This is a genomic window from Streptomyces sp. NPDC052236 (assembly GCF_044548015.1).
In the GTDB taxonomy this organism is placed as follows: Bacteria; Actinomycetota; Actinomycetes; order Streptomycetales; family Streptomycetaceae; genus Streptomyces.
This window is the reverse complement of record NZ_JBIUBL010000015.1, coordinates 93,703-114,361: the sequence shown is the minus strand read 5'-3', so window position 1 is coordinate 114,361 and position 20,659 is coordinate 93,703. Positions and strand designations below refer to the sequence as shown.

The following is a 20,659-nucleotide window of genomic DNA, read 5'->3' as shown; positions in this document are numbered from 1 at the left end:
TCAGACCGCCCTCATCAGCAGGGTCGCGGCGATGAGGATCGCCGTACCGCCGAACATCGAGACCGCGTAGGAGCGGGCGTAGCCGTTCTGCAGCTTGCGCATACGGCCGGAGAGCCCGCCGACCGAGGCGGCCGTGCCATTGACCACGCCGTCGACCAGGGTGTGGTCGACGTAGACCAGGGAGCGGGTCAGGTGCTCGCCGCCGCGGACCAGGACCACATGGTTGATGTCGTCCTGGAGCAGATCACGGCGGGCGGCCCGGGTGAGCAGCGAGCCGCGCGGTGCGATGACCGGCACCGGCCTGCGTCCGTACTGGACGTAGGCGGCGCTCACGCCGATCAGCAGGACCACCACCGTGGCGGCGGTGATCGTGCCCGCGCTGAGCGGCGCGTGCCCGTGGTCGAAGTCGGTGACCGGCTCCAGCCAGCCCACGAACCGGTCGCCGATGGCGAAGAATCCGCCGGCGAAGACCGAACCGAAGGCGAGCACGATCATCGGGATCGTCATGGACTTCGGCGACTCGTGCGGGTGCGGCAGCTCGCCGGGGTGGATCTCGATGCCGGGCTCGACGCTGGGGGCCGTGTCCGGGTCGGGGGCGGGCTGCCAGCGCTTCTCGCCGAAGAACGTCAGGATCATCACGCGCGTCATGTAGTACGCGGTGATGGCCGCGCCCAGCAGCGTGACGGCGCCGAGGATCCAGCCCTCCGTGCCGCCCTTGGCGAAGGCCGCCTCGATGATCTTGTCCTTGGAGAAGAAGCCGGACAGCCCCGGGAAGCCGATGATCGCGAGATAGCCGAGGCCGAAGGTCACGAAGGTGACCGGCATGTACTTCCGCAGGCCGCCGTACTTGCGCATGTCGACCTCGTCGTTCATGCCGTGCATGACCGAACCGGCGCCGAGGAAGAGCCCGGCCTTGAAGAAGCCGTGCGTCACCAGGTGCATGATCGCGAAGGCGTAGCCGATCGGGCCGAGGCCCGCCGCCAGGATCATGTAGCCGATCTGCGACATCGTCGAACCGGCCAGCGCCTTCTTGATGTCGTCCTTCGCGCAACCGACGATCGCACCGAAGAGGAGCGTGACCGCGCCGACCACCACGACCGCCAACTGCGCGTCGGGCGCGCCGTTGAAGATCGCGCCGGAGCGGGTGATGAGGTAGACGCCCGCGGTCACCATGGTCGCCGCGTGGATCAGGGCGGAGACCGGGGTCGGGCCCTCCATCGCGTCGCCGAGCCAGGACTGCAGCGGCACCTGCGCGGACTTGCCGCACGCCGCGAGCAGCAGCATCAGGCCGATGGCCGTCAGCTTGCCCTCGCTGGTCTCGCCCGTCGCTTCCAGCACGGGGCCGAAGGTGAAGGTCCCGAAGGTGGTGAACATCAGCATGATCGCGATGGACAGGCCCATGTCGCCGACCCGGTTGACCAGGAAGGCCTTCTTCGCCGCGGTCGCCGCGCTGGGCTTGTGCTGCCAGAACCCGATGAGCAGGTACGAGGCGAGACCGACGCCCTCCCAGCCGACGTACAGCAGGAGGTAGTTGTCGGCGACGACGAGCAGCAGCATCGCCGCGAGGAAGAGATTCAGATAGCCGAAGAAGCGGCGGCGCCGCTCGTCGTGCTCCATGTAGCCGATCGAGTAGATGTGGATCAGCGTGCCCACACCGGTGATCAGCAGGACGAACGTCATCGACAGCTGGTCGAGCTGGAAGGCGACGTCCGCCTGGAAGCCCTCGACGGGGATCCAGCTGAACAGCTTCTGGTGCAGGGCGCGTTCCTCCGCGCCCTTGCCCAGCATGTCCAGGAACAGCACCACGCCGACGACGAAGGACGCCGCGGCGAGCGCGGTGCCGATCCAGTGGCCGACGCGGTCGAGCCGCCGCCCACCGCAGAGCAGGACCGCCGCTCCGAGCAAGGGCGCCGCGACGAGCAGCGCAATCAGATTCGCCATGTTGTCCACGATTCAGCGACCCCTTACAGCTTCATCAGGCTGGCGTCGTCGACCGAGGCCGAGTGGCGGGAACGGAACAGCGAGACGATGATCGCCAGCCCGACCACGACTTCCGCGGCGGCGACGACCATCGTGAAGAAGGCCATGATCTGGCCGTCGAGATTGCCGTGCATCCGGGAGAAGGCGACGAACGCGAGGTTGCAGGCGTTCAGCATCAGCTCGACGCACATGAAGACCACGATCGCGTTCCGCCGGATGAGCACCCCGGCCGCGCCGATGGTGAACAACAGGGCGGCCAGATACAGGTAATTGACCGGGTTCACTTGGCGACCTCGCCTTCGTGCGTCTCGTGGTCACGGCCGAGCCGGTCCTCGGAGCGCTGCTCCAGCGCCTTGAGGTCCGCCACGGCCTCGTCGGACACATCGCGGATCTGGCCGCGCGCCCGCAGTGTCTTCATGACGCTGAGCTCGGACGTGGTGCCGTCGGGCAGCAGACCGGGAATGTCCACGGCGTTGTGGCGGGCGTAGACGCCGGGGGCGGGCAGCGGCGGCAGATGCTTTCCGCGTACGCGCGCCTCGGACATCTCCCGCTGGGTGGGGGCGCGCTCGGTGCGCTCCCGGTGGGTGAGCACCATCGCCCCGACCGCCGCCGTGATCAGCAGCGCGCCCGTAATCTCGAAGGCGAAGACGTACTTGGTGAAGATAAGCCGGGCGAGGCCTTCGACATTGCCGCCGTGCGCGCTGTTGGCCGCGCCGAGGCCGTTGAAGTTGTTCAGCGAGGCGTTGCCGATTCCGGCGGCCAGCAGGATGCCGAAACCGAGCCCGCAGGCAGCGGCCAGCCAGCGCTGGCCCTTCAGCGTCTCCTTGAGCGAGTCGGCGGCGGTGACGCCGACCAGCATGACCACGAAGAGGAACAGCATCATGATGGCGCCGGTGTAGACGATGACCTGGACGACGCCCAGGAAGTACGCGCCGTTGGCGAGGTAGAAGACCGCCAGAATGATCATGGTCCCGGCGAGGCAGAGCGCGCTGTGGACGGCCCGCCTCATCAGGATCGTGCCGAGCGCCCCGAGGACGGCGATGGAGCCGAGCAGCCAGAACTGGAAGGCCTCACCGGTCGACGTGGTGGTGGCCGCGAGGGTGTTCATACGTCCACCTCCTCGCCCTTCTCCCCCTTGGAGACGGCGACCTGCCGGACCGTGCCGGGAGCGGCCTCGGTGACCAGCCCCCGGTAGTAGTCCTGCTCGTCCGTCCCCGGGAAGATCGAGTGCGGGGTCTCGACCATGCCCTCTTCGAGCCCGGCGAGCAGCTGCTCCTTCGTATAGATCAGGGCCTCGCGGCTGCTGTCGGCCAGTTCGAACTCGTTCGTCATGGTCAACGCGCGGGTGGGGCAGGCCTCGATGCACAGGCCGCAGAGAATGCAACGGGCGTAGTTGATCTGGTAGACGCGGCCGTACCGCTCGCCCGGGGAGTAGCGCTCCTCCTCGGTGTTGTCCGCGCCTTCCACATAGATCGCGTCCGCCGGGCAGGCCCAGGCGCACAGTTCGCAGCCGATGCACTTCTCAAGACCGTCCGGATGGCGGTTGAGCTGGTGCCTGCCGTGGAAGCGCGGCGCCGTCGTCTTCTTCTGCTCCGGGTACTGCTCGGTCAGCCGCTTCTTGAACATGGCCTTGAAGGTCACGCCGAAGCCGGCAACGGGATTCTGGAAATCAGACACCGTCAGCCTCCTTTCCATCACTTGCAGTGTCCACTCCGCCACTGACAATCAGCTCGCGCTCACCGCGCGGCCGTCGTCGGGGCACCGGCGGCAACGTCTGTCCGGGCAGCGGCGGTACGGGGAAGCCGCCCGCCATCGGGTCGAACGCCACCGGCTCGCCTTCCACCTCCGCCGCCGCCTTCTCCTGCTCCTTTTCCTTCTGGGCGCGGAAGAGGTCCGCGACGAAGGAGAGCAGCAGCACAGCGATGACCGCGCCTCCGACGTACAGCACGATCTGCTGGAAGTCGTAGTTCTCGTTCCGCATCGCCCGTACGGTCGCCACCAGCATCAGCCAGACCAGCGATACCGGGATCAGGACCTTCCAGCCGAGCTTCATCAGCTGGTCGTAGCGGACGCGTGGCAGCGTGCCTCGCAGCCAGATGAAGAAGAACAGCAGCAGCTGGACCTTGATCACGAACCAGAGCATCGGCCACCAGCCGTGGTTCGCGCCCTCCCAGAAGGTGGACACGGGGTACGGGGCCCGCCAGCCGCCCAGGAAGAGGGTGACCGAGACCGCCGAGACGGTGACCATGTTGACGTACTCGGCCAGCATGAACATCGCGAACTTGATCGAGCTGTACTCGGTGTTGAAGCCGCCGACGAGGTCGCCTTCGGACTCCGGCATGTCGAAGGGGGCGCGGTTGGTCTCGCCCACCATCGTGACGATGTAGATGATGAAGGAGACCGGGAGCAGGATGATGTACCAGCGGTCCGCCTGCGCCTCCACGATCGCCGAGGTCGACATCGACCCGGAGTAGAGGAAGACCGAGGCGAAGGCCGCGCCCATGGCGATCTCGTACGAGATCATCTGCGCGCAGGAGCGGAGTCCGCCGAGCAGCGGATACGTCGAGCCGGACGACCAGCCCGCCAGCACGATGCCGTAGATGCCGACCGAGGCGATCGCGAGGACGTAGAGCATCGCGATCGGCAGGTCGGTGAGTTGCATCGTGGTGCGGTGGCCGAAGATCGAGACCTCGTTGCCGGCCGGGCCGAAGGGGATCACCGCGATCGCCATGAAGGCCGGGACCGCGGCGATGATCGGCGCGAGGACGTAGACGACCTTGTCCGCGCGCTTGACGATGAGATCTTCCTTCAGCATCAGCTTGATGCCGTCGGCCAGCGACTGGAGCATGCCCCAGGGGCCGTGCCGGTTGGGACCGATGCGCAGTTGCATCCAGGCGACAACCTTGCGCTCCCACACGATGGAGAACAGCACGGTGATCATCAGGAAGGCGAAGCAGAACACGGCCTTGATGCCGATGAGCCACCAGGGGTCGCGTCCGAACATCGAGAGGTCCTCGGCCGCGAGTACGCTCCGCTGGGGATCCGCGATATGAACGAGGGCAATCACGCTCGCACCTCCGTTGCAGCGTGGAGGGCCGGGCCTGCGGCCGGCCGGAGGGCCGAGGCCGTCCCGGCGGGAAAGTCGGTCATGACTGCGCCTCCGATACGTCAGCGGCGGGAGCCTCACTGGCTGCCGGGCCGATCCGGACGACCTGTCCGGGCAGCGCGCCGGTGTCCGCGGGGACGCCGCCGCCGGCCGAGTTCAGCGGAAGCCACACCACCCGGTCGGGCATCTCGGTCACCCGGAGCGGGAGTTCCACCGAGCCCGCCGGCCCGGTGACGGCCAGGACATCGCCGTCCTTGACGCCCGTCTCGGCCGCCGTCGCCGCGGAGAGCCGGGCCACCGCGGCATGCCGGGTGGCCGCCAGCGCCTCGTCGCCCTGCTGGAGCAGGCCCTGGTCGAGCAGCATCCGGTGGCCCGCGAGGACCGCCTCGTGCTCGCCCGGGCGGGGCAGCGGCCTGGCGGGCTCCAGGGGCTCGGTCGCCCGCGGCCCGTCCCACACGCCGAGGCTGGTCAGTTCCTTGCGTACGGACGCGAGGTCCGGCAGTCCGAACGCGACGTCCATCGCGTCGGCGAGCATGTGCAGCACCCGCCCGTCGGCCGGCGCGAGGCGGCGCGTCATCTGCTCGGGCTTGAGCGCGGCCTCGAAGGACCGCGCCCTGCCCTCCCAGTTGAGGAACGTGCCCGCCTTCTCGGCGACGGCGGCGACCGGGAAGACCACGTCCGCCCGCTCGGTGACCTCGCTCGGCCGCAGCTCCAGAGCGACCAGGAAACCGACCGCGCCGAGTGCTTCACGCGCGCGTGCCGGGTCGGGCAGGTCCGCGACCTCGACGCCCGCCACCACCAGGGCGCCCAGTTCGCCGGTGGCCGCAGCCTCGATCATCTGGCCGCTGTCGCGCCCGTAGCGGTGCGGGAGTTCCCGTACGCGCCAGGCCCCCGCGGTCTCCTCGCGGGCCCGCGGGTCGGTGGCCGGACGGCCGCCGGGCAGCAGCGAGGGGATCGCGCCCGCCTCGACGGCGCCGCGCTCCCCCGCCCTGCGCGGGATCCACACCAGTTCGGCGCCGGTCGCGGTCGCGGCCCGTACGGCGGCGGTGAGCCCGCCGGGCACGGCCGCGAGCCGCTCGCCGACGACGATGACCGCGCCGTCGGCCCGCAGCGCCTCGGCGGCCTTCGCGCCATCGCCGTCAAGACCCGCCGGACTCTCCGGGCCGACGCCGCCGCTGAGCGCGTGGAGCCATTCGGTCTCGGTGCCGGGGGCGGCGGGGAGCAGCGTGCCGCCCGCCTTGTCCAGGCCGCGGGTGGCGTGCGTGGCCAGGCTGAAGGTCCGCTGGCCGCGCTTGCGGTGTGCCTTGCGCAGCCGCAGGAAGACGCCGGGGGCCTCCTCCTCGGACTCGATCCCGACCAGCAGCACGGCCGGGGCCTTCTCCAGGGAGCTGTACGTGACGCCACTGCCGTCCAGGTCCCGGCCGCGCCCGGCGACACGGGAGGCCAGGAAGTCGGACTCCTCGCTGCTGTGCACGCGCGCCCGGAAGTCCACGTCGTTGGTGTCGAGGGCGACCCTGGCGAACTTCGCGTACGCGTAGGAGTCCTCGACGGTGAGCCTGCCGCCGAGCAGGACGCCGGTCCGGCCGCGGGCCGCGCTCAGGCCGTGGGCCGCCGCCGCCAGCGCCTCGGGCCAGCTCGCCGGTTCCAGGGTGCCGGTCTCACTGCGTACGAGAGGGGTGGTGAGCCGGTCCCGCTGCTGCGCGTAGCGGAAGCCGAAGCGCCCCTTGTCGCACATCCACTCTTCGTTGACCTCGGGGTCGTTGGCGGCCAGCCGCCGCATGACCTTGCCGCGCCGGTGGTCCGTACGCGTGGCGCAGCCGCCCGCGCAGTGCTCGCACACGCTCGGCGAGGACACCAGGTCGAAGGGGCGGGCGCGGAAGCGGTACGCCGCCGAGGTCAGCGCGCCCACCGGGCAGATCTGGATGGTGTTGCCGGAGAAGTACGACTCGAAGGGGTCGCCCTCGCCGATGCCGACCTGCTGGAGCGCGCCCCGCTCCAGCAGCTCGATCATCGGGTCGCCCGCGATCTCGTTGGAGAAGCGGGTGCAGCGGGCGCAGAGCACGCACCGCTCGCGGTCGAGCAGCACCTGCGGGGAGATGGGGACGGGCTTGGCGAATGTCCGCTTCTTTCCCTCGAAGCGGGATTCGGCGTTGCCGTGCGACATCGCCTGGTTCTGTAGGGGGCATTCGCCGCCCTTGTCGCAGACCGGGCAGTCCAGCGGGTGGTTGATCAGGAGCAGCTCCATCACACCGTGCTGCGCCTTTTCGGCGACCGGCGAGGTGAGCTGCGACTTGACGACCATGCCGTCGGTGCAGGTGATGGTGCAGGACGCCATGGGCTTGCGCTGGCCCTCGACCTCGACGATGCACTGGCGGCAGGCGCCGGCGGGGTCGAGGAGGGGGTGGTCGCAGAACCGCGGGATCTCGATGCCGAGGAGTTCGGCGGCGCGGATGACGAGCGTCCCCTTGGGGACGGAGATCTCGATGCCGTCGATCGTCAGCGTGACGAGGTTTTCCGGCGGGACCACGGCCTCGCCGCCCCCGGAGGGGGCGTTAGTCGTCACCGTCATGCGTTCACCTCTGTGTTGTCGGCGTGCCGGTCCGCCCAGACCGTCGACTTGGCGGGGTCGAAGGGGCATCCCTTGCCGGTGATGTGCTCCTCGTACTCCTCGCGGAAGTATTTGAGCGAGGAGAAGATCGGCGAGGCCGCGCCGTCGCCCAGCGCGCAGAAGGACTTGCCGTTGATGTTGTCGGCGATGTCGTTCAGCTTGTCGAGGTCGGCAAGGATGCCCGCCCCGCTTTCGATGGCACGCAGCAACTGCACCAGCCAGTACGTGCCTTCACGGCAGGGCGTGCACTTGCCGCAGGACTCGTGGGCGTAGAACTCGGTCCACCGCGTGACCGCCCGTACGACGCAGGTGGTCTCGTCGAAGCACTGGAGCGCCTTGGTGCCGAGCATGGATCCGGCCGCCCCCACGCCCTCGTAGTCGAGTGGGACGTCGAGGTGCTCGGCGGTGAACATCGGGGTCGACGATCCGCCGGGCGTCCAGAACTTGAGGCGGTGTCCCTTGCGCATGCCGCCGCTCATGTCGAGCAGCTGGCGCAGGGTGATGCCGAGCGGGGCCTCGTACTGGCCCGGCGAGGTGACGTGGCCGCTGAGCGAGTAGAGCGTGAAGCCCGGGGACTTCTCGCTGCCCATCGATTTGAACCAGTCCTTGCCGCGGTGCAGGATCGCGGGAACCGAGGCGATGGACTCGACGTTGTTCACCACAGTGGGGCATGCGTACAGACCGGCGACCGCGGGGAATGGCGGACGCAGCCGGGGCTGTCCGCGCCGCCCCTCCAGCGAGTCCAGCAGCGCGGTCTCCTCACCGCAGATGTACGCGCCCGCCCCCGCGTGCACGGTGAGTTCCAGGTCGAGTCCGCTGCCGAGAACGTTTGTGCCGAGGTAGCCCGCCTCGTACGCCTCGCGGACGGCTTCGTGCAGCCTCCGCAGTACGGGGACGGTTTCACCGCGCAGATAGATGAAGGCATGGTTCGAGCGGATCGCGTAACAAGCGATCACAATGCCCTCGATGAGGCTATGCGGGTTCGCGAAGAGGAGCGGGATGTCCTTGCAGGTCCCGGGCTCCGACTCGTCGGCGTTGACAACAAGATAGTGCGGCTTGCCGTCTCCCTGCGGGATGAACTGCCACTTCATTCCGGTGGGGAAGCCCGCGCCGCCGCGACCGCGCAGACCGGAGTCCTTGACGTACGCGATGAGGTCGTCGGGTGACATGGCCAGCGCCTTGCGCAGCCCTTCGTACCCCTCGTGGCGGTGGTAGGTGTCCAGAGTCCATGACTCGGGCTCGTCCCAGAAGGCGGAGAGGACGGGCGCGAGAAGCTTCTCCGGGCTCGCGTTGTCGATCTCGGCGGCCAAGGTCATCACTCCCCCTCCTCGGATACGGGTCCGGCCGGGTGTGCCGGGTCGGAGGCCGAGGTCTGCTGCGGTGCGTCGTGCGAGCTCAGGTGCTCGGCGCCGGGCTGGGGCGCTTCCTCGGGGGCCTCGCCGCGCGGGGAGACGACCCGGGCGGCCGGCGTCTCGCCCTTGGCCAGGCGCAGGCCGACCAGCGAGGCGTGGCCCGCGCCGCCGGTGGCCTCGACCGCGCCGGGGCGCTGGTCGGGGAACCCGGCGAGGATCCGGGCGGTCTCCTTGTAGGTGCACAGGGGAGCGCCGCGGGTGGGCTCGACCGGCCGTCCGGCGCGCAGATCGTCCACGAGCTGCCGCGCGGACTCGGGCGTCTGGTTGTCGAAGAACTCCCAGTTGACCATCACCACGGGGGCGAAGTCGCAGGCCGCGTTGCACTCGATGTGCTCCAGCGTGACCTTGCCGTCCTCGGTCGTCTCGTTGTTGCCGACGCCGAGGTGCTGCTTGAGCTCGTCGAAGATGGCGTCGCCGCCCATCACCGCGCAGAGCGTGTTGGTGCAGACGCCGACCTGGTAGTCGCCGGAGGGCACCCGCCGGTACATCGTGTAGAAGGTGAAGACCGCGGTGACCTCGGCGGTGGTCAGCCCGAGCACCTCGGCGCAGAAGCGGATGCCGGTGCGGGTGACGTACCCGTCCTCCGACTGCATCAGGTGCAGCAGCGGCAGCAGGGCGGATCTGCTGTCGGGGTAGCGGGCGATCACCTCCTTGGCGTCCGCTTCGAGCCTGGCGCGTACGTCGGCCGGGTAATCGGGGGCGGGGAGCTGCGGCATCCCCAAACTGACGTCAGTCATCGGTCGACGCCTCCCATCACGGGGTCGATGGACGCGACGGCGACGATGACGTCGGCGACCTGGCCGCCCTCGCACATCGCCGCCATGGCCTGCAGGTTGGTGAAGGACGGGTCGCGGAAGTGGACCCGGTAGGGGCGGGTGCCACCGTCGGAGACGACATGGACGCCCAGTTCGCCCTTGGGCGACTCGACGGCCACGTACGCCTGGCCGGGCGGGACCCTGAAGCCCTCGGTCACCAGCTTGAAGTGGTGGATCAGGGCCTCCATGGAGGTGCCCATGATCTTCTTGATGTGGTCGAGGGAGTTGCCGAGTCCGTCGGGCCCGAGCGCGAGCTGCGCGGGCCAGGCGATCTTCTTGTCGGCGACCATCACCGGTCCCGGCTCAAGCCGGTCCAGGCACTGCTCGACGATCCGCAGCGACTGCCGCATCTCTTCCAGGCGGATGAGGAAGCGACCGTAGGCATCGCAGCTGTCGGCGGTCGGGACGTCGAAGTCGTACGTCTCGTAACCGCAGTACGGGTCGGTCTTGCGCAGGTCGTGGGCGAGGCCCGCGGCGCGCAGGATCGGGCCGGTCGCCCCGAGCGCCATGCAGCCGGTCAGGTCGAGATAGCCGATGTCCTGCATACGGGCCTTGAAGATGGGGTTGCCGGTGGCGAGCTTGTCGTACTCCGGCAGGTTCTTGGTCATCTTCTTGACGAACTCGCGGACCGCGTCGACCGCGCCGGGCGGCAGGTCCTGGGCGAGTCCCCCGGGCCGGATGAACGCGTGGTTCATCCGCAGGCCGGTGATCAGCTCGTACAGGTCCAGGATCAGTTCGCGGTCCCGGAATCCGTAGATCATGATCGTGGTGGCGCCGAGCTCCATGCCGCCGGTGGCGATGCACACCAGGTGGGAGGAGAGCCGGTTGAGCTCCATCAGCAGGACGCGGATGACCGTCGCCCGGTCGGGGATCGCGTCCGTGATGCCGAGCAGCTTCTCCACGGCCAGGCAGTACGCCGCCTCGTTGTAGAACGAGGTGAGGTAATCCATGCGCGTGACGAAGGTGGTGCCCTGCGTCCAGGTCCGGTATTCGAGGTTCTTCTCGATGCCGGTGTGCAGATAGCCGATGCCGCAGCGGGCCTCGGTCACCGTCTCGCCGTCGATCTCCAGGATCAGGCGCAGCACGCCGTGGGTGGAGGGGTGCTGCGGGCCCATGTTGACGACGATCCGCTCGTCGTCGGCCTTGGCCGCGGACTGGACGACCTCGTCCCAGTCGCCGCCGGTGACTGTGTAGACAGTCCCCTCGGTGGTCTCGCGCGCGCTTGCTGGTGGGGTAGTCACGAGTACGACCTCCGCTGGTCCGGAGCCGGAATCTGGGCGCCCTTGTACTCGACGGCGATCCCGCCGAGCGGATAGTCCTTGCGCTGCGGGAAGCCCTGCCAGTCGTCCGGCATCATGATCCGGGTGAGGGCGGGGTGGCCGTCGAAGACGAGCCCGAAGAAGTCGTACGTCTCGCGCTCGTGCCAGTCGTTGGTCGGGTAGACCGCGACCAGGGACGGCACATGCGGGTCGCTGTCCGGGGCGGAGACTTCCAGGCGGATCAGCCGGCCGTGAGTGAGCGAGCGCAGATGGTAGACGGCGTGCAGCTCGCGGCCCTTGTCCTCCAGGTAGTGGACGCCGCTCACGCCCGTACAGAGCTCGAAGCGCAGGGCGGGGTCGTCACGCAGGGTGCGCGCCACTTGCGCCAGGTGCTCGCGGGCGATGTGGAAGGTGAGTTCGCCGCGGTCGACGATCGTCTTCTCGATGGCGTTCTCGGGGACGAGTCCCTGCTCCTCCAGCGCGCCTTCGAGTTCGTCGGCGACCTCGTCGAAGTAGCCGCCGTAGGGGCGGGCGCTGGGGCCCGGCAGGCGTACGGAGCGGACGAGGCCGCCGTAGCCGGAGGTGTCGCCGCCGTTGTTGGCGCCGAACATGCCGCGCTGGACGCGGACCTCTTCGCCGTGCTCGCCGCGCTGCCCCGGCAGGTTCTGCGCGCTGAGTTCCTTCTCGGGGTTCGGCTCGTTGACGTCGCTCACTGCAGCAGCCCCTTCATCTCGATGGTGGGGAGCGCCTTCAGGGCCGCCTCCTCCGCCTCGCGGGCCGCTTCCTGCGCGTTCACGCCGAGCTTGGAGCTCTGGATCTTCTGGTGCAGCTTGAGAATGGCGTCCATCAGCATCTCCGGACGCGGCGGGCAACCTGGCAAATAGATATCAACGGGAACAACATGATCAACGCCCTGCACAATCGCATAATTGTTGAACATTCCGCCCGATGATGCGCAGACGCCCATGGAGATGACCCACTTGGGGTTGGGCATCTGGTCGTAGACCTGCCGCAGGACGGGCGCCATCTTCTGGCTGACCCGGCCGGCGACGATCATCAAGTCGGCCTGGCGCGGCGAGCCGCGGAAGACCTCCATGCCGAAGCGGGCCAAGTCGTAACGGCCCGCACCGGTCGTCATCATCTCGATGGCGCAGCAGGCAAGACCGAAGGTGGCCGGGAAGACGGATGACTTGCGCACCCAGCCCGAGGCCTGTTCGACGGTGGTCAGCAGAAAACCGCTCGGCAGCTTCTCTTCGATTCCCATTGGTGTGCTCCTCAGCCCCTCAGTCCCATTCCAGGCCACCCCGCCGCCACACATACGCGTAGGCGACGAAGACGGTGAGCACGAAGAGCAGCATCTCCACGAGCCCGAAAATCCCCAGGGCGTCGAATGTGATCGCCCAGGGATAGAGGAAGACGATCTCGATATCGAAGACGATGAAGAGCATCGCCGTCAGGTAGTACTTGATGGGAAAGCGGCCGCCACCGGCCGGCGTGGGGGTGGGCTCGATGCCGCACTCGTACGCCTCTTGCTTTGCCCGGTTGTACCGCTTGGGGCCGATGAACGTGGCCATGACCACGGAGAAGATCGCAAACCCTGCCCCCAGGGCGCCGAGCACCAGGACGGGCGCGTAAGCATTCACCCTCCTCGCTCCTTCCAGTCGTCCTTGACCTTGGGCTGCGCCGGGCATGCGCCTCGCCCCGTCTCACGAAGATCACGTGGAGAAGATCCCGTAGAGGTGAAGCAGTATGTGAGGCAGTTCACAAGCCCGACTGCTTCGCATCCTATGCCTGCCGGTCTGTGATCTGCGACACGGGGTGCGACAACGCCTTTGTGATCTCCACCACCCGCGGATGGATCATCAACTCACAGCGCTGTCGATCTTCATACGGGAAGCGCGCGAGCGATCACCGGATGTGACATCCCGGGGCATCCCCGCTGGTCGGATGCGGCGCCCCTATCAAAGGGTGGCGCATACAGGCAAATTGGAACTGGACCGCAACGGGTGATAGTGGACGCGTCGTCACCCGGCCGGGGAGCCGAGCGGATTGGGGTGGACGCGTGCACGCGTTCACGAGCGGGCGGGGGCCCTCGGACGGTGACCTTTCTGTGACCTGCGCCACTCGCCCGGAGTGCCAATAAAAGCGGGCTTGGCCATGTGCGTGAAGCGGTGGTAGGCGCCGGGCAATCCGGACCTTTTATGGAAAGCCCGTGATCGCGGCCGTGATCGCGCCTGCCCGGATTGCCCGTTACGGCGTCAATAAAGTCCGGGGTGGGGCGGATTACGAGATTCCAGACGTAACTGTGGCGCAACACACGTTTCTTGAAGGGAACGGTGACCCCCTGGTAGCGGTGTACTCATGTCCCACACCGCTCAGATACCCAGCCACCGGAAGCCCCGCAGCAACGCGTCCAAGTTGTCGCTCCGGGCCGGAGTCGCCGGCGGCGTGCTCTCCACCATCGCAGTGGCCGGAGCCGCCGCGCCGGCGTTCGCCGACCCGGTGACCCAGACCATGGAGATGCCGACGCTCACGTCCGGTCTCTCCGCCTCCCTCACCGAGTCCGCCGAGGCGACCCGGCAGGCCGCGCTCGACCTTGAGTTGCAGGCCCAGGAGGACGCCGCGGCCGCCAAGGCCGAGGTTGCCGCCAAGAAGGCCAAGGCCGAGGCGGACCGGAAGGCCGAGGCCAAGGAGAAGGCCGAGGCGAAGGAGCGCGCGGACGCGGCCAAGGAGCGTGCCTCCCGCGAGGCGCCACGCACCTCGCTCTCCGCGAACAGCTCGGCCGCCGACTCCTCGGTCGGCGCCAGCTCCAACTCCTCCTCCTCGTCGTCGGCGACCGGCTCGGCCGCGACCGTCGTCGCCTTCCTCAAGGCGCAGGTCGGCGACGCCTACGTCATGGGCGGCACGGGGCCCAACTCCTGGGACTGCTCCGGCCTCGTCCAGGCCGCGTTCCGCACGGTGGGCGTTGACCTGCCGCGCGTCTCGCAGGACCAGTCGACCGCCGGTACGCAGGTGGGCACGAGCAACCTCCAGATCGGCGACATCCTCTACTGGGGCGGCGCCGGTTCGGCGTACCACACCGGGGTCTACATCGGCGACGGCCAGTACCTCGACGCGGCCAACCCCAGCAAGGGCGTCGTGATCCAGGATCTGTCGGGCTACCCGGCGGACGGCGCGGTCCGGGTTCTCTGACCCGCGTCCCACACAGCCAGAAGGGCCGCGGCTCCCCCGCTCGGGGGTAGAGCCGCGGCCCTTGGTGTGTCCTGCCCTTGGTACGCCCCTGGGGGCTGCCGGTCAGTTCTTGCGGAACGCCTCGATCAGCCGCGCGTAGCTGTCGCCGCCGTGGCCGTCGGCGACCGCCCGCTCGATCAGCTCCCGGTTGAACTCGGGCAGCCGGCCGTCCACACCACGCTTCTGCCCCGCGTGCACAAGGTGCTCGATCGCCACCCGCTGTACGTCGAGGGTGGCGTCGTCGCCCGGGTAGTGACCGGCGTCGATCTGCTCGGCGTACGCACTCATGAAGCCGGTGACGGCCGTCAGCCAGCGGACCGCGATCGGGGTGTACGCGCTCGCGGACACGCCGTCCGCGCCGACGAGCGCCGTGGAGTGCAGCCAGCCGTTGAAGGCCGACCACATCAGACCGAGCAGCCCGGCGTCGTAGAGCGAGGCGAGACCCGGGTCCTCACCGAGGTCGAGCGGGTCGCCCAGGCTCGCCAGGGTCTGGCGGTGCGCGGCGAGGACGGCGGGCGCGCCGCTGTAGAGGAACATGCTCGCCGGGTTCCCGACGCCCGGCGGCGTCGACATGATCGCGCCGTCGAGATACCCGATGCCCAGCCCGGCGGCCCACTCCGCGGTCTCGCGCGCCTGTTCCGGGGAGCCGGTGGTGAGGTTCACCAGCACCCGGCCCGCGAGCGCGTCGGCGACCGGGTCGAGCAGTTCGCGTACGGCGGGGTAGTCGAGGACGCAGACGACCACGAGCTCGCTCGCCGCGACCGCCTCACGCACGGTCGTCGCGCTCACCGCGCCGCGCGCGGCCAGGGCGTCGGCCTTCGACCGCGTACGGTTCCAGACGGTCGTCGCACACCCGGCGGCGAGGAACGCACCCGCGAGCGCCGACCCCATCTGCCCCAGTCCGACAACGGTGACGGGGGTTGCGGGCTTTTGTTCGCTCATGTCTGCTGACTCCTCATCTGCGGTGGTTCCTTGTTCGAGATCCACATTCGCAGCGGGCCAGGGCCGCCGACAGTGGCAGAACTGCCCACCTCCGCACCATTCCCGCCGTACAGTTGTTCGCATGCGCCCAGGAACCGTCGCCGTGGCCGTCGTCCAGGACGCGGGCATCTCACTCTGGGAGCTGTACGAACTCTCCATCGCCTGCACGGTGTTCGGCATCCCGCACCCGGACCTCGCCGACCCCTGGTACGAGCTGCGGCTCTGCGGCACCGGCGCCCCCTCCCCGGGCCCCGGCTTCTCACTCCGTACGGACCACGGCCTCGACGGCCTTGTCGGCGCGGACACCGTGATCGTGCCCTCCGTGCCGGAAGCCTGCGCGGAGGAGGGCGGCGAGGTGGAGCCCGAACTGGTCGAGGCGCTGCGCGCCGCCGCCGACTCGGGGGCCCGCATGGTGTCCCTGTGCACCGGCGCGTTCGCGCTCGCCGCGGCCGGGCTCCTCGACGGCCGCCGCGCCACCGCCCACTGGCAGCACACCCGCGAACTCGCCGCCCGCCACCCCAAGGTCATCGTCGACGACTCGGTCCTCTACACGGACGACGGAAACGTGCTGACCAGCGCGGGCGCGACCGCCGCGCTGGATCTCTGCCTCCACTTGGTCCGTCAGGACCTCGGCGCGCGGGTCGCCAATCAGGTGGCCCGCCGGCTCGTCGTGCCGCCCCATCGCACGGGCGGCCAAGCGCAGTTCATCGAGCTGCCCGTGCCCGCCGACGACGACGACAGCCTCGGTCCCGTACTCCAGTGGGCCACCGAGCGGCTGGAGCAGCCGCTGACGGTCGTGGCGCTGGCGCGCCGGGCCCGGCTGAGCCCGCGCACCTTCCACCGCCGCCTCCAGGACGCGACGGGCACCACCCCGCTCCAGTGGCTGCTGAGCCAGCGCCTGGCGCGCGCGCAGTCGCTCCTGGAGAGCACCGATCTGCCGGTGGAACAGATCGGGGAGCGCAGCGGGCTGGGCAGCGCGGCCAATCTGCGCCGCCACTTCAGCCGTACGGTCGGGGTCTCCCCGACCGACTACCGGCGGACGTTCAGGGCGTGAGGCCTGGGCCGCGGGGCCTCAGGCTTTCGGGGCCACCTTCGAGAGGCCGTTGATGATGCGGTCCATCGCGTCGCCGCCCGTCGGGTCGGTGAGGTTCGCGAGCATCTTCAGCGTGAACTTCATCAGCAGCGGATGCGTCAGACCGCGCTGGGTCGCGATCTGCATGACCTTCGGATTGCCGATCAGCTTCACAAAGGCGCGGCCAAGCGTGTAGTAGCCGCCGTAGGTGTCCTTGAGGACCTTCGGGTAGCGCAGGAGGGCCACCTCCCGCTGTGCCGGGGTCCGGCGCGCGTGCGCCTGCACGATCACATCGGCGGCGGTCTGCCCGGACTCCATGGCGTACGCGATGCCCTCGCCGTTGAACGGGTTGACCATGCCGCCCGCGTCGCCGACGAGCAGCAGGCCCTTGGTGTAGTGCGGCTGGCGGTTGAAGCCCATCGGGAGCGCGGCGCCCCTGATCGGCATCGTCATGTTCTCCTCGGTGTAGCCCCAGTCCTCCGGCATCGAGGCGCACCAGGCCTTCAGCACCTCGCGCCAGTCCAGCTCCTTGAAGGCGGAGGAGGTGTTCAGCACGCCGAGGCCGACATTGGACGTACCGTCGCCCATGCCGAAGATCCAGCCGTAGCCGGGCAGCAGCCGGTCCGCGCCGGGCCCGCGGCGGTCCCACAGCTCCAGCCAGGATTCCAGGTAGTCGTCCTCGTGGCGGGGCGAGGTGAAGTACGTACGCACGGCGACGCCCATCGGGCGGTCCTCGCGGCGGTGCAGCCCCATGGCGAGGGAGATCCGGGAGGAGTTGCCGTCGGCGGCGACGACGAGCGGGGCATGGAGGACGACCGGGGTCTTCTCCTCGCCCAGCTTGGCGTTCACGCCGGTGATACGGCCGGTGCGGTCGTCGATGACCGGCGCCCCGACGTTGCACCGCTCGTACAGCCGCGCGCCCGCCTTCTGCGCCTGCCTGGCCAGCTGCTCGTCGAAGTCGTCGCGCCTGCGTACGAGTCCGTAGTCCGGATACGAGGCGAGTTCCGGCCAGTCGAGCTGGAGCCGCACCCCGCCGCCGATGATCCGCAGGCCCTTGTTGCGCAGCCAGCCCGCTTCCTCGGAGATGTCGATGCCCATCGCGACCAGCTGCTTCGTGGCGCGCGGCGTGAGGCCGTCGCCGCAGACCTTCTCGCGCGGGAAGGCGGTCTTCTCCAGGAGGAGGACGTCGAGCCCGGCCTTGGCGAGGTAGTACGCGGTGGTGGAACCGGCAGGGCCCGCCCCGACGACGATCACATCAGCGGTGTGCTCGGAGAGGGGCTCGGTCACGGCAGTTCTCCCGAAGACTCAATATTGCGTACCGAACGGCACAGGACCTGTGCAGTCTATGGGGGCGTACTGATCCACAAACTGAAGGGCTCCCCCTATGAGCAGGCCGCTCCCCGTCCTACAGCTGCGTGTGCCCACCGATGAGGACGCCCTTGCCTGGCACCGGGTCTTCGACGACCCGGAGGTCATGGAGTACCAAGGCGGGGCCACGGCGGAGCTCTCGGTCTACGAGGAGCTGACCGCCCGGCAGCGCAGACACGATGCCGAGCGCGGCTTCTGCCTGTGGACGATGCTGGACGAGGACGGCGAGGTCATCGGCTTCACCGGCGCGCAGCCCTGGCCGCACGAGACCTTCGGCCCGGTCGGCGAGATCGAGATCGGCTGGCGGCTGGCGCGGTCGGCGTGGGGCAAGGGGTACGCGACGGCCGCCGCCCTCACCACGCTGGAGCGGGTGCGGGCGGCGGGGGTGGAGCGGGTGGTGGCGATGGTGGACGCGGCCAATGAGCGGTCGGTGGCGGTGACCCGGCGGCTGGGGATGGAGCTCGCCGAGACGTTCGTATCGCCGGTGGGCAAGCGGAAGGGCTACTGCTTCAGCCTGGCCCTGGGGGAGGTCAGTTCACCTTGAAGGTGTTGATGGCGGTCGAGAAGACCACGTCCTTCTCCGTGTCCCACAGCTCGGCGCGGTCGGCGGCGAGGATCGCGTACTCGGTGCCGTTCGGGGCGACGAAGGCCTGATCGATGACGTGCCGCCGTACCCCGCCCTCCTCCGGCTCGGGGACATGGGTGAACTCCCAGAGCGCGCCCGGCCGTCCCTGGAAGGTGTTCTGCGTCAGGAGCAGGCGGGTGTACTCGGTTTCGGGCGTCGCCAGGTGCTTCTTCTCCAGGCCGAGGAAGTTCTCGTACGACGACATCGGCGTGTTCTTGATGACGCCGATCTGGAGGTACGAGCCGCCTGTCGGGGCCTCGTAGAAGATCTGGCTGCCTGCTTGCCTGCGCTGCCAGCCGGCCGGCACGCCGACGGTGAACCCGGCGGGGTCCTGCTTGAGCACGAAGCCGGCGGGGAGCGTGGCACCGCCCGCCGGGGTCGGAGTCGGAGTCGGTGAGGGGCTGGCGGACGGTGACTCGGACGGGGATGGGGATGGGGACTCAGACGCTGCCGGGGGCTCGCTCGGGCTCTGGTTCTGGGTCCTGTCGGACTCATCGCTGTTCCCCGTCAGGATCAGCGTCCCGGCCGTCGCACCGCCGCCGATGACGAACGCGGCGGTGAGGGTGGCCGCCCAGACGAGGACCTTGCGCCTGCGTTCGGTGGTGGGCGCCGTGGCCGCCGTGGACACTACGGTCGCCTGGTAGGGCGTCGGCGCTTCCGGCGCGTACACCGGCATCGTCGGAGCAAACGGAGCCGACGCAACAGCCGGAGCCGCCGCCCGCTGCCCCGCCATCCGCAGCACATACGGGCCCAGGAACGTCGCCGCCCCCACCCACAACAGCCCGAACAGCAGCGCGTCCGGAACGCTCGGCGCGAACCCCGAGGTGCCCTGGCCGCCCCAGTCCGCGATGCCGCCGTCCAGTTCGGCCGAGACCCCGCTCACCGCCGTGAACAGCAGGATGAGGCCCAGCGACATCCCCCCGGCCAGCACCTGTTCGCGCCGGTCCGCCGAGCGACGGGCCGCCACCACGCCGAGCGTGAGGGCGCAGACCACACCCAGGGCCAGCGCCCCGGCGACCGCGCCGTCGCCCCACACATCGCCGATCTCCGCGAGTCCGAAGCTGTCGTGCTCCGAGCCGGAGCCCGTCGCGCCGTAGGGCCCCTCGACGTCGTACTCCACCGGTACGCCCCAGCTCAGCCCGAGCACCGCGAACCCGATGTTGGGCAGCACCGGCAGGGCGATCAGCATGGCCGTGCCGTCCACATCGTCCGCGTTGGCGTAGACGATGAAGCCGACGAGCGAGCAGAGCACGACCACCGCGCCGAGCGCGCCGACCGCCGTCCTCAGGGCGCGCATCGCCGAGCGGGCGGCGGGCCGCAGGGCCAGCCAGGCGGCGAGGCGGTCGCGCTGAAGCACGCCAGCCGTCACCACGAGCGAGAGCGCCAGCGCGCCGAGCGCCGCGAGCAGCGGGGACGAGGAAATCTCCATGCCCTCGATCTCGGGCTGGGCGAACAGGCCGAGCACCAGCACCGCGCCCGCGACCAGCACCGAGATCCGTACGGCCGCTTCCGGCCCGGCGGGCTCGCCCCGCGTACGCAGCCACCGCGCGCCGAGGTAGAGCGCCGCGATCGACAGCAGTGTCACGGTCAGCGGTACGACGGAGAGCGAGACGCTGCCCTGCGCGACCGCGTCCAGGCCCGAGTCGGAACCGGAACCGGAACCGGAGGAATCGGGATATCCGCCGTCACCGAAGACCGGCGGGGAGACCTCCGCCGCCGTCGCCTCGAAGCCGCCGCCGAGCCCCTGAAGCAGCATCGCCAGCGCGATCCGCAGCCGGTCGCTCCAGCCGACCACGTCCTCGTCGTCCTGCCCGTACGAGGGGATGGCGAGCACCACCGCGAGCCCCAGCAGCAGCCCGGCCGGCCAGACCGCCGCCTTCGCCGGGGCGAGCCAGTCACCGCGCAACGCCCGGCCGAGGAACGCTCCGACGGGGGAGGGCGCGCCGGGCGGTGCCGGAGGCAGCGGAGGAGACAGCGGAGGCGGAGGAGGCAGGGGCAGGGCGGGCGGCGCGGCCGGAGCCTCGGCGGGCAGTCGCTCGCGCCCGCATCTCATACAGAAGCGAGCCTCGTCCGGGGACGGGCAACCGCAGTGCGGACAGTACGACGCCATGGGGAGCACTCCGAGGTGACAGGGCGTGGACGAGGACGGGGACGGGGGACGGTCGTAGACAACTGACACGACTTCCTCGCCGCCCGGTTCCC

At 69.6% G+C, this 20,659-nt stretch carries 18 protein-coding genes; 3 read left to right on the top strand and 15 right to left on the bottom strand.

The window, feature by feature from the left end; translation table 11 throughout:
- The 12 genes from nuoL to ACIHCQ_RS24355 all read right to left on the bottom strand — a co-directional run bounded on the left by nuoL (nucleotide 1) and on the right by ACIHCQ_RS24355 (nucleotide 12,823).
- The gene (nuoL, locus tag ACIHCQ_RS24410; RefSeq protein ID WP_399666030.1) at nucleotides 1–1,941 is read right to left on the bottom strand and encodes an NADH-quinone oxidoreductase subunit L; all 1,941 of its coding nucleotides are present in this window, start codon (nucleotides 1,939–1,941) and stop codon (nucleotides 1–3) included.
- Nucleotides 1,942–1,964: 23 nt separating this feature from the next.
- Entirely contained in the window at nucleotides 1,965–2,264 is a 300-nt protein-coding gene (nuoK, locus tag ACIHCQ_RS24405; protein WP_399666028.1) for an NADH-quinone oxidoreductase subunit NuoK, read from the bottom strand.
- A complete protein-coding gene (locus ACIHCQ_RS24400) occupies nucleotides 2,261–3,088 on the bottom strand; it encodes an NADH-quinone oxidoreductase subunit J (protein ID WP_399666025.1) in 828 nt (275 codons plus the stop codon). The genes nuoK and ACIHCQ_RS24400 overlap by 4 nt, the downstream gene beginning before the upstream one ends.
- A complete protein-coding gene (gene nuoI, locus ACIHCQ_RS24395) occupies nucleotides 3,085–3,675 on the bottom strand; it encodes an NADH-quinone oxidoreductase subunit NuoI (RefSeq protein ID WP_399666022.1) in 591 nt (196 codons plus the stop codon). Before nuoI ends, ACIHCQ_RS24400 begins: the two co-directional genes overlap by 4 nt.
- Nucleotides 3,650–4,984 carry an NADH-quinone oxidoreductase subunit NuoH gene (gene nuoH, locus ACIHCQ_RS24390; protein ID WP_399666344.1) on the bottom strand — a complete coding sequence of 445 codons (1,335 nt, stop codon included), beginning with the start codon at nucleotides 4,982–4,984 and terminating at the stop codon, nucleotides 3,650–3,652. The genes nuoI and nuoH overlap by 26 nt, the downstream gene beginning before the upstream one ends.
- Nucleotides 4,985–5,126: 142 nt before the next feature.
- Nucleotides 5,127–7,655, bottom strand: coding sequence for an NADH-quinone oxidoreductase subunit G (locus ACIHCQ_RS24385; protein ID WP_399666019.1), 2,529 nt, complete (start codon nucleotides 7,653–7,655; stop codon nucleotides 5,127–5,129).
- A complete protein-coding gene (nuoF, locus tag ACIHCQ_RS24380; RefSeq protein WP_399666016.1) occupies nucleotides 7,652–9,010 on the bottom strand; it encodes an NADH-quinone oxidoreductase subunit NuoF in 1,359 nt (452 codons plus the stop codon). The genes ACIHCQ_RS24385 and nuoF overlap by 4 nt, the downstream gene beginning before the upstream one ends.
- On the bottom strand, nucleotides 9,010–9,843 hold the full coding sequence (gene nuoE / locus ACIHCQ_RS24375) for an NADH-quinone oxidoreductase subunit NuoE (protein ID WP_399666012.1): 834 nt from the start codon (nucleotides 9,841–9,843) through the stop codon (nucleotides 9,010–9,012). The genes nuoF and nuoE overlap by 1 nt, the downstream gene beginning before the upstream one ends.
- Nucleotides 9,840–11,162: an NADH-quinone oxidoreductase subunit D gene (locus ACIHCQ_RS24370; protein WP_399666009.1), complete on the bottom strand. Its 1,323-nt coding sequence runs from the start codon at nucleotides 11,160–11,162 to the stop codon at nucleotides 9,840–9,842. Before ACIHCQ_RS24370 ends, nuoE begins: the two co-directional genes overlap by 4 nt.
- The gene (locus ACIHCQ_RS24365; RefSeq protein ID WP_399666006.1) at nucleotides 11,159–11,893 is read right to left on the bottom strand and encodes an NADH-quinone oxidoreductase subunit C; all 735 of its coding nucleotides are present in this window, start codon (nucleotides 11,891–11,893) and stop codon (nucleotides 11,159–11,161) included. The genes ACIHCQ_RS24370 and ACIHCQ_RS24365 overlap by 4 nt, the downstream gene beginning before the upstream one ends.
- A complete protein-coding gene (locus ACIHCQ_RS24360; protein ID WP_399666004.1) occupies nucleotides 11,890–12,444 on the bottom strand; it encodes a NuoB/complex I 20 kDa subunit family protein in 555 nt (184 codons plus the stop codon). Before ACIHCQ_RS24360 ends, ACIHCQ_RS24365 begins: the two co-directional genes overlap by 4 nt.
- 19 nt (nucleotides 12,445–12,463) lie before the next feature.
- Nucleotides 12,464–12,823 (bottom strand): NADH-quinone oxidoreductase subunit A, encoded by a 360-nt coding sequence (locus tag ACIHCQ_RS24355; protein ID WP_399666001.1) that lies wholly within the window; start codon nucleotides 12,821–12,823, stop codon nucleotides 12,464–12,466.
- A 718-nt stretch (nucleotides 12,824–13,541) separates the two neighbouring features.
- Between ACIHCQ_RS24355 and ACIHCQ_RS24350 the strand changes: the two genes are divergently transcribed.
- Nucleotides 13,542–14,372 carry a C40 family peptidase gene (locus ACIHCQ_RS24350; RefSeq protein WP_399665998.1) on the top strand — a complete coding sequence of 277 codons (831 nt, stop codon included), beginning with the start codon at nucleotides 13,542–13,544 and terminating at the stop codon, nucleotides 14,370–14,372.
- Nucleotides 14,373–14,474: 102 nt separating this feature from the next.
- Here the strand turns inward: ACIHCQ_RS24350 and ACIHCQ_RS24345 are convergent, their stop codons facing one another.
- Entirely contained in the window at nucleotides 14,475–15,476 is a 1,002-nt protein-coding gene (locus ACIHCQ_RS24345) for an NAD(P)-dependent oxidoreductase (protein ID WP_399665995.1), read from the bottom strand.
- Here ACIHCQ_RS24345 and ACIHCQ_RS24340 point away from each other — a divergent pair.
- A complete protein-coding gene (locus tag ACIHCQ_RS24340) occupies nucleotides 15,475–16,446 on the top strand; it encodes a helix-turn-helix domain-containing protein (protein ID WP_399665992.1) in 972 nt (323 codons plus the stop codon). The genes ACIHCQ_RS24345 and ACIHCQ_RS24340 overlap by 2 nt on opposite strands.
- Nucleotides 16,447–16,464: 18 nt before the next feature.
- Here the strand turns inward: ACIHCQ_RS24340 and ACIHCQ_RS24335 are convergent, their stop codons facing one another.
- Nucleotides 16,465–17,751: a geranylgeranyl reductase family protein gene (locus ACIHCQ_RS24335; protein WP_399665989.1), complete on the bottom strand. Its 1,287-nt coding sequence runs from the start codon at nucleotides 17,749–17,751 to the stop codon at nucleotides 16,465–16,467.
- Between the two features lie 97 nt (nucleotides 17,752–17,848).
- Between ACIHCQ_RS24335 and ACIHCQ_RS24330 the strand changes: the two genes are divergently transcribed.
- Nucleotides 17,849–18,376: a GNAT family N-acetyltransferase gene (locus ACIHCQ_RS24330; RefSeq protein ID WP_399665986.1), complete on the top strand. Its 528-nt coding sequence runs from the start codon at nucleotides 17,849–17,851 to the stop codon at nucleotides 18,374–18,376.
- On the opposite strand, the gene ACIHCQ_RS24325 is transcribed toward ACIHCQ_RS24330, so the two are convergent.
- On the bottom strand, nucleotides 18,363–20,510 hold the full coding sequence (locus ACIHCQ_RS24325; RefSeq protein ID WP_399665983.1) for a hypothetical protein: 2,148 nt from the start codon (nucleotides 20,508–20,510) through the stop codon (nucleotides 18,363–18,365). The genes ACIHCQ_RS24330 and ACIHCQ_RS24325 overlap by 14 nt on opposite strands.
- Nucleotides 20,511–20,659 lie beyond the last annotated feature (149 nt).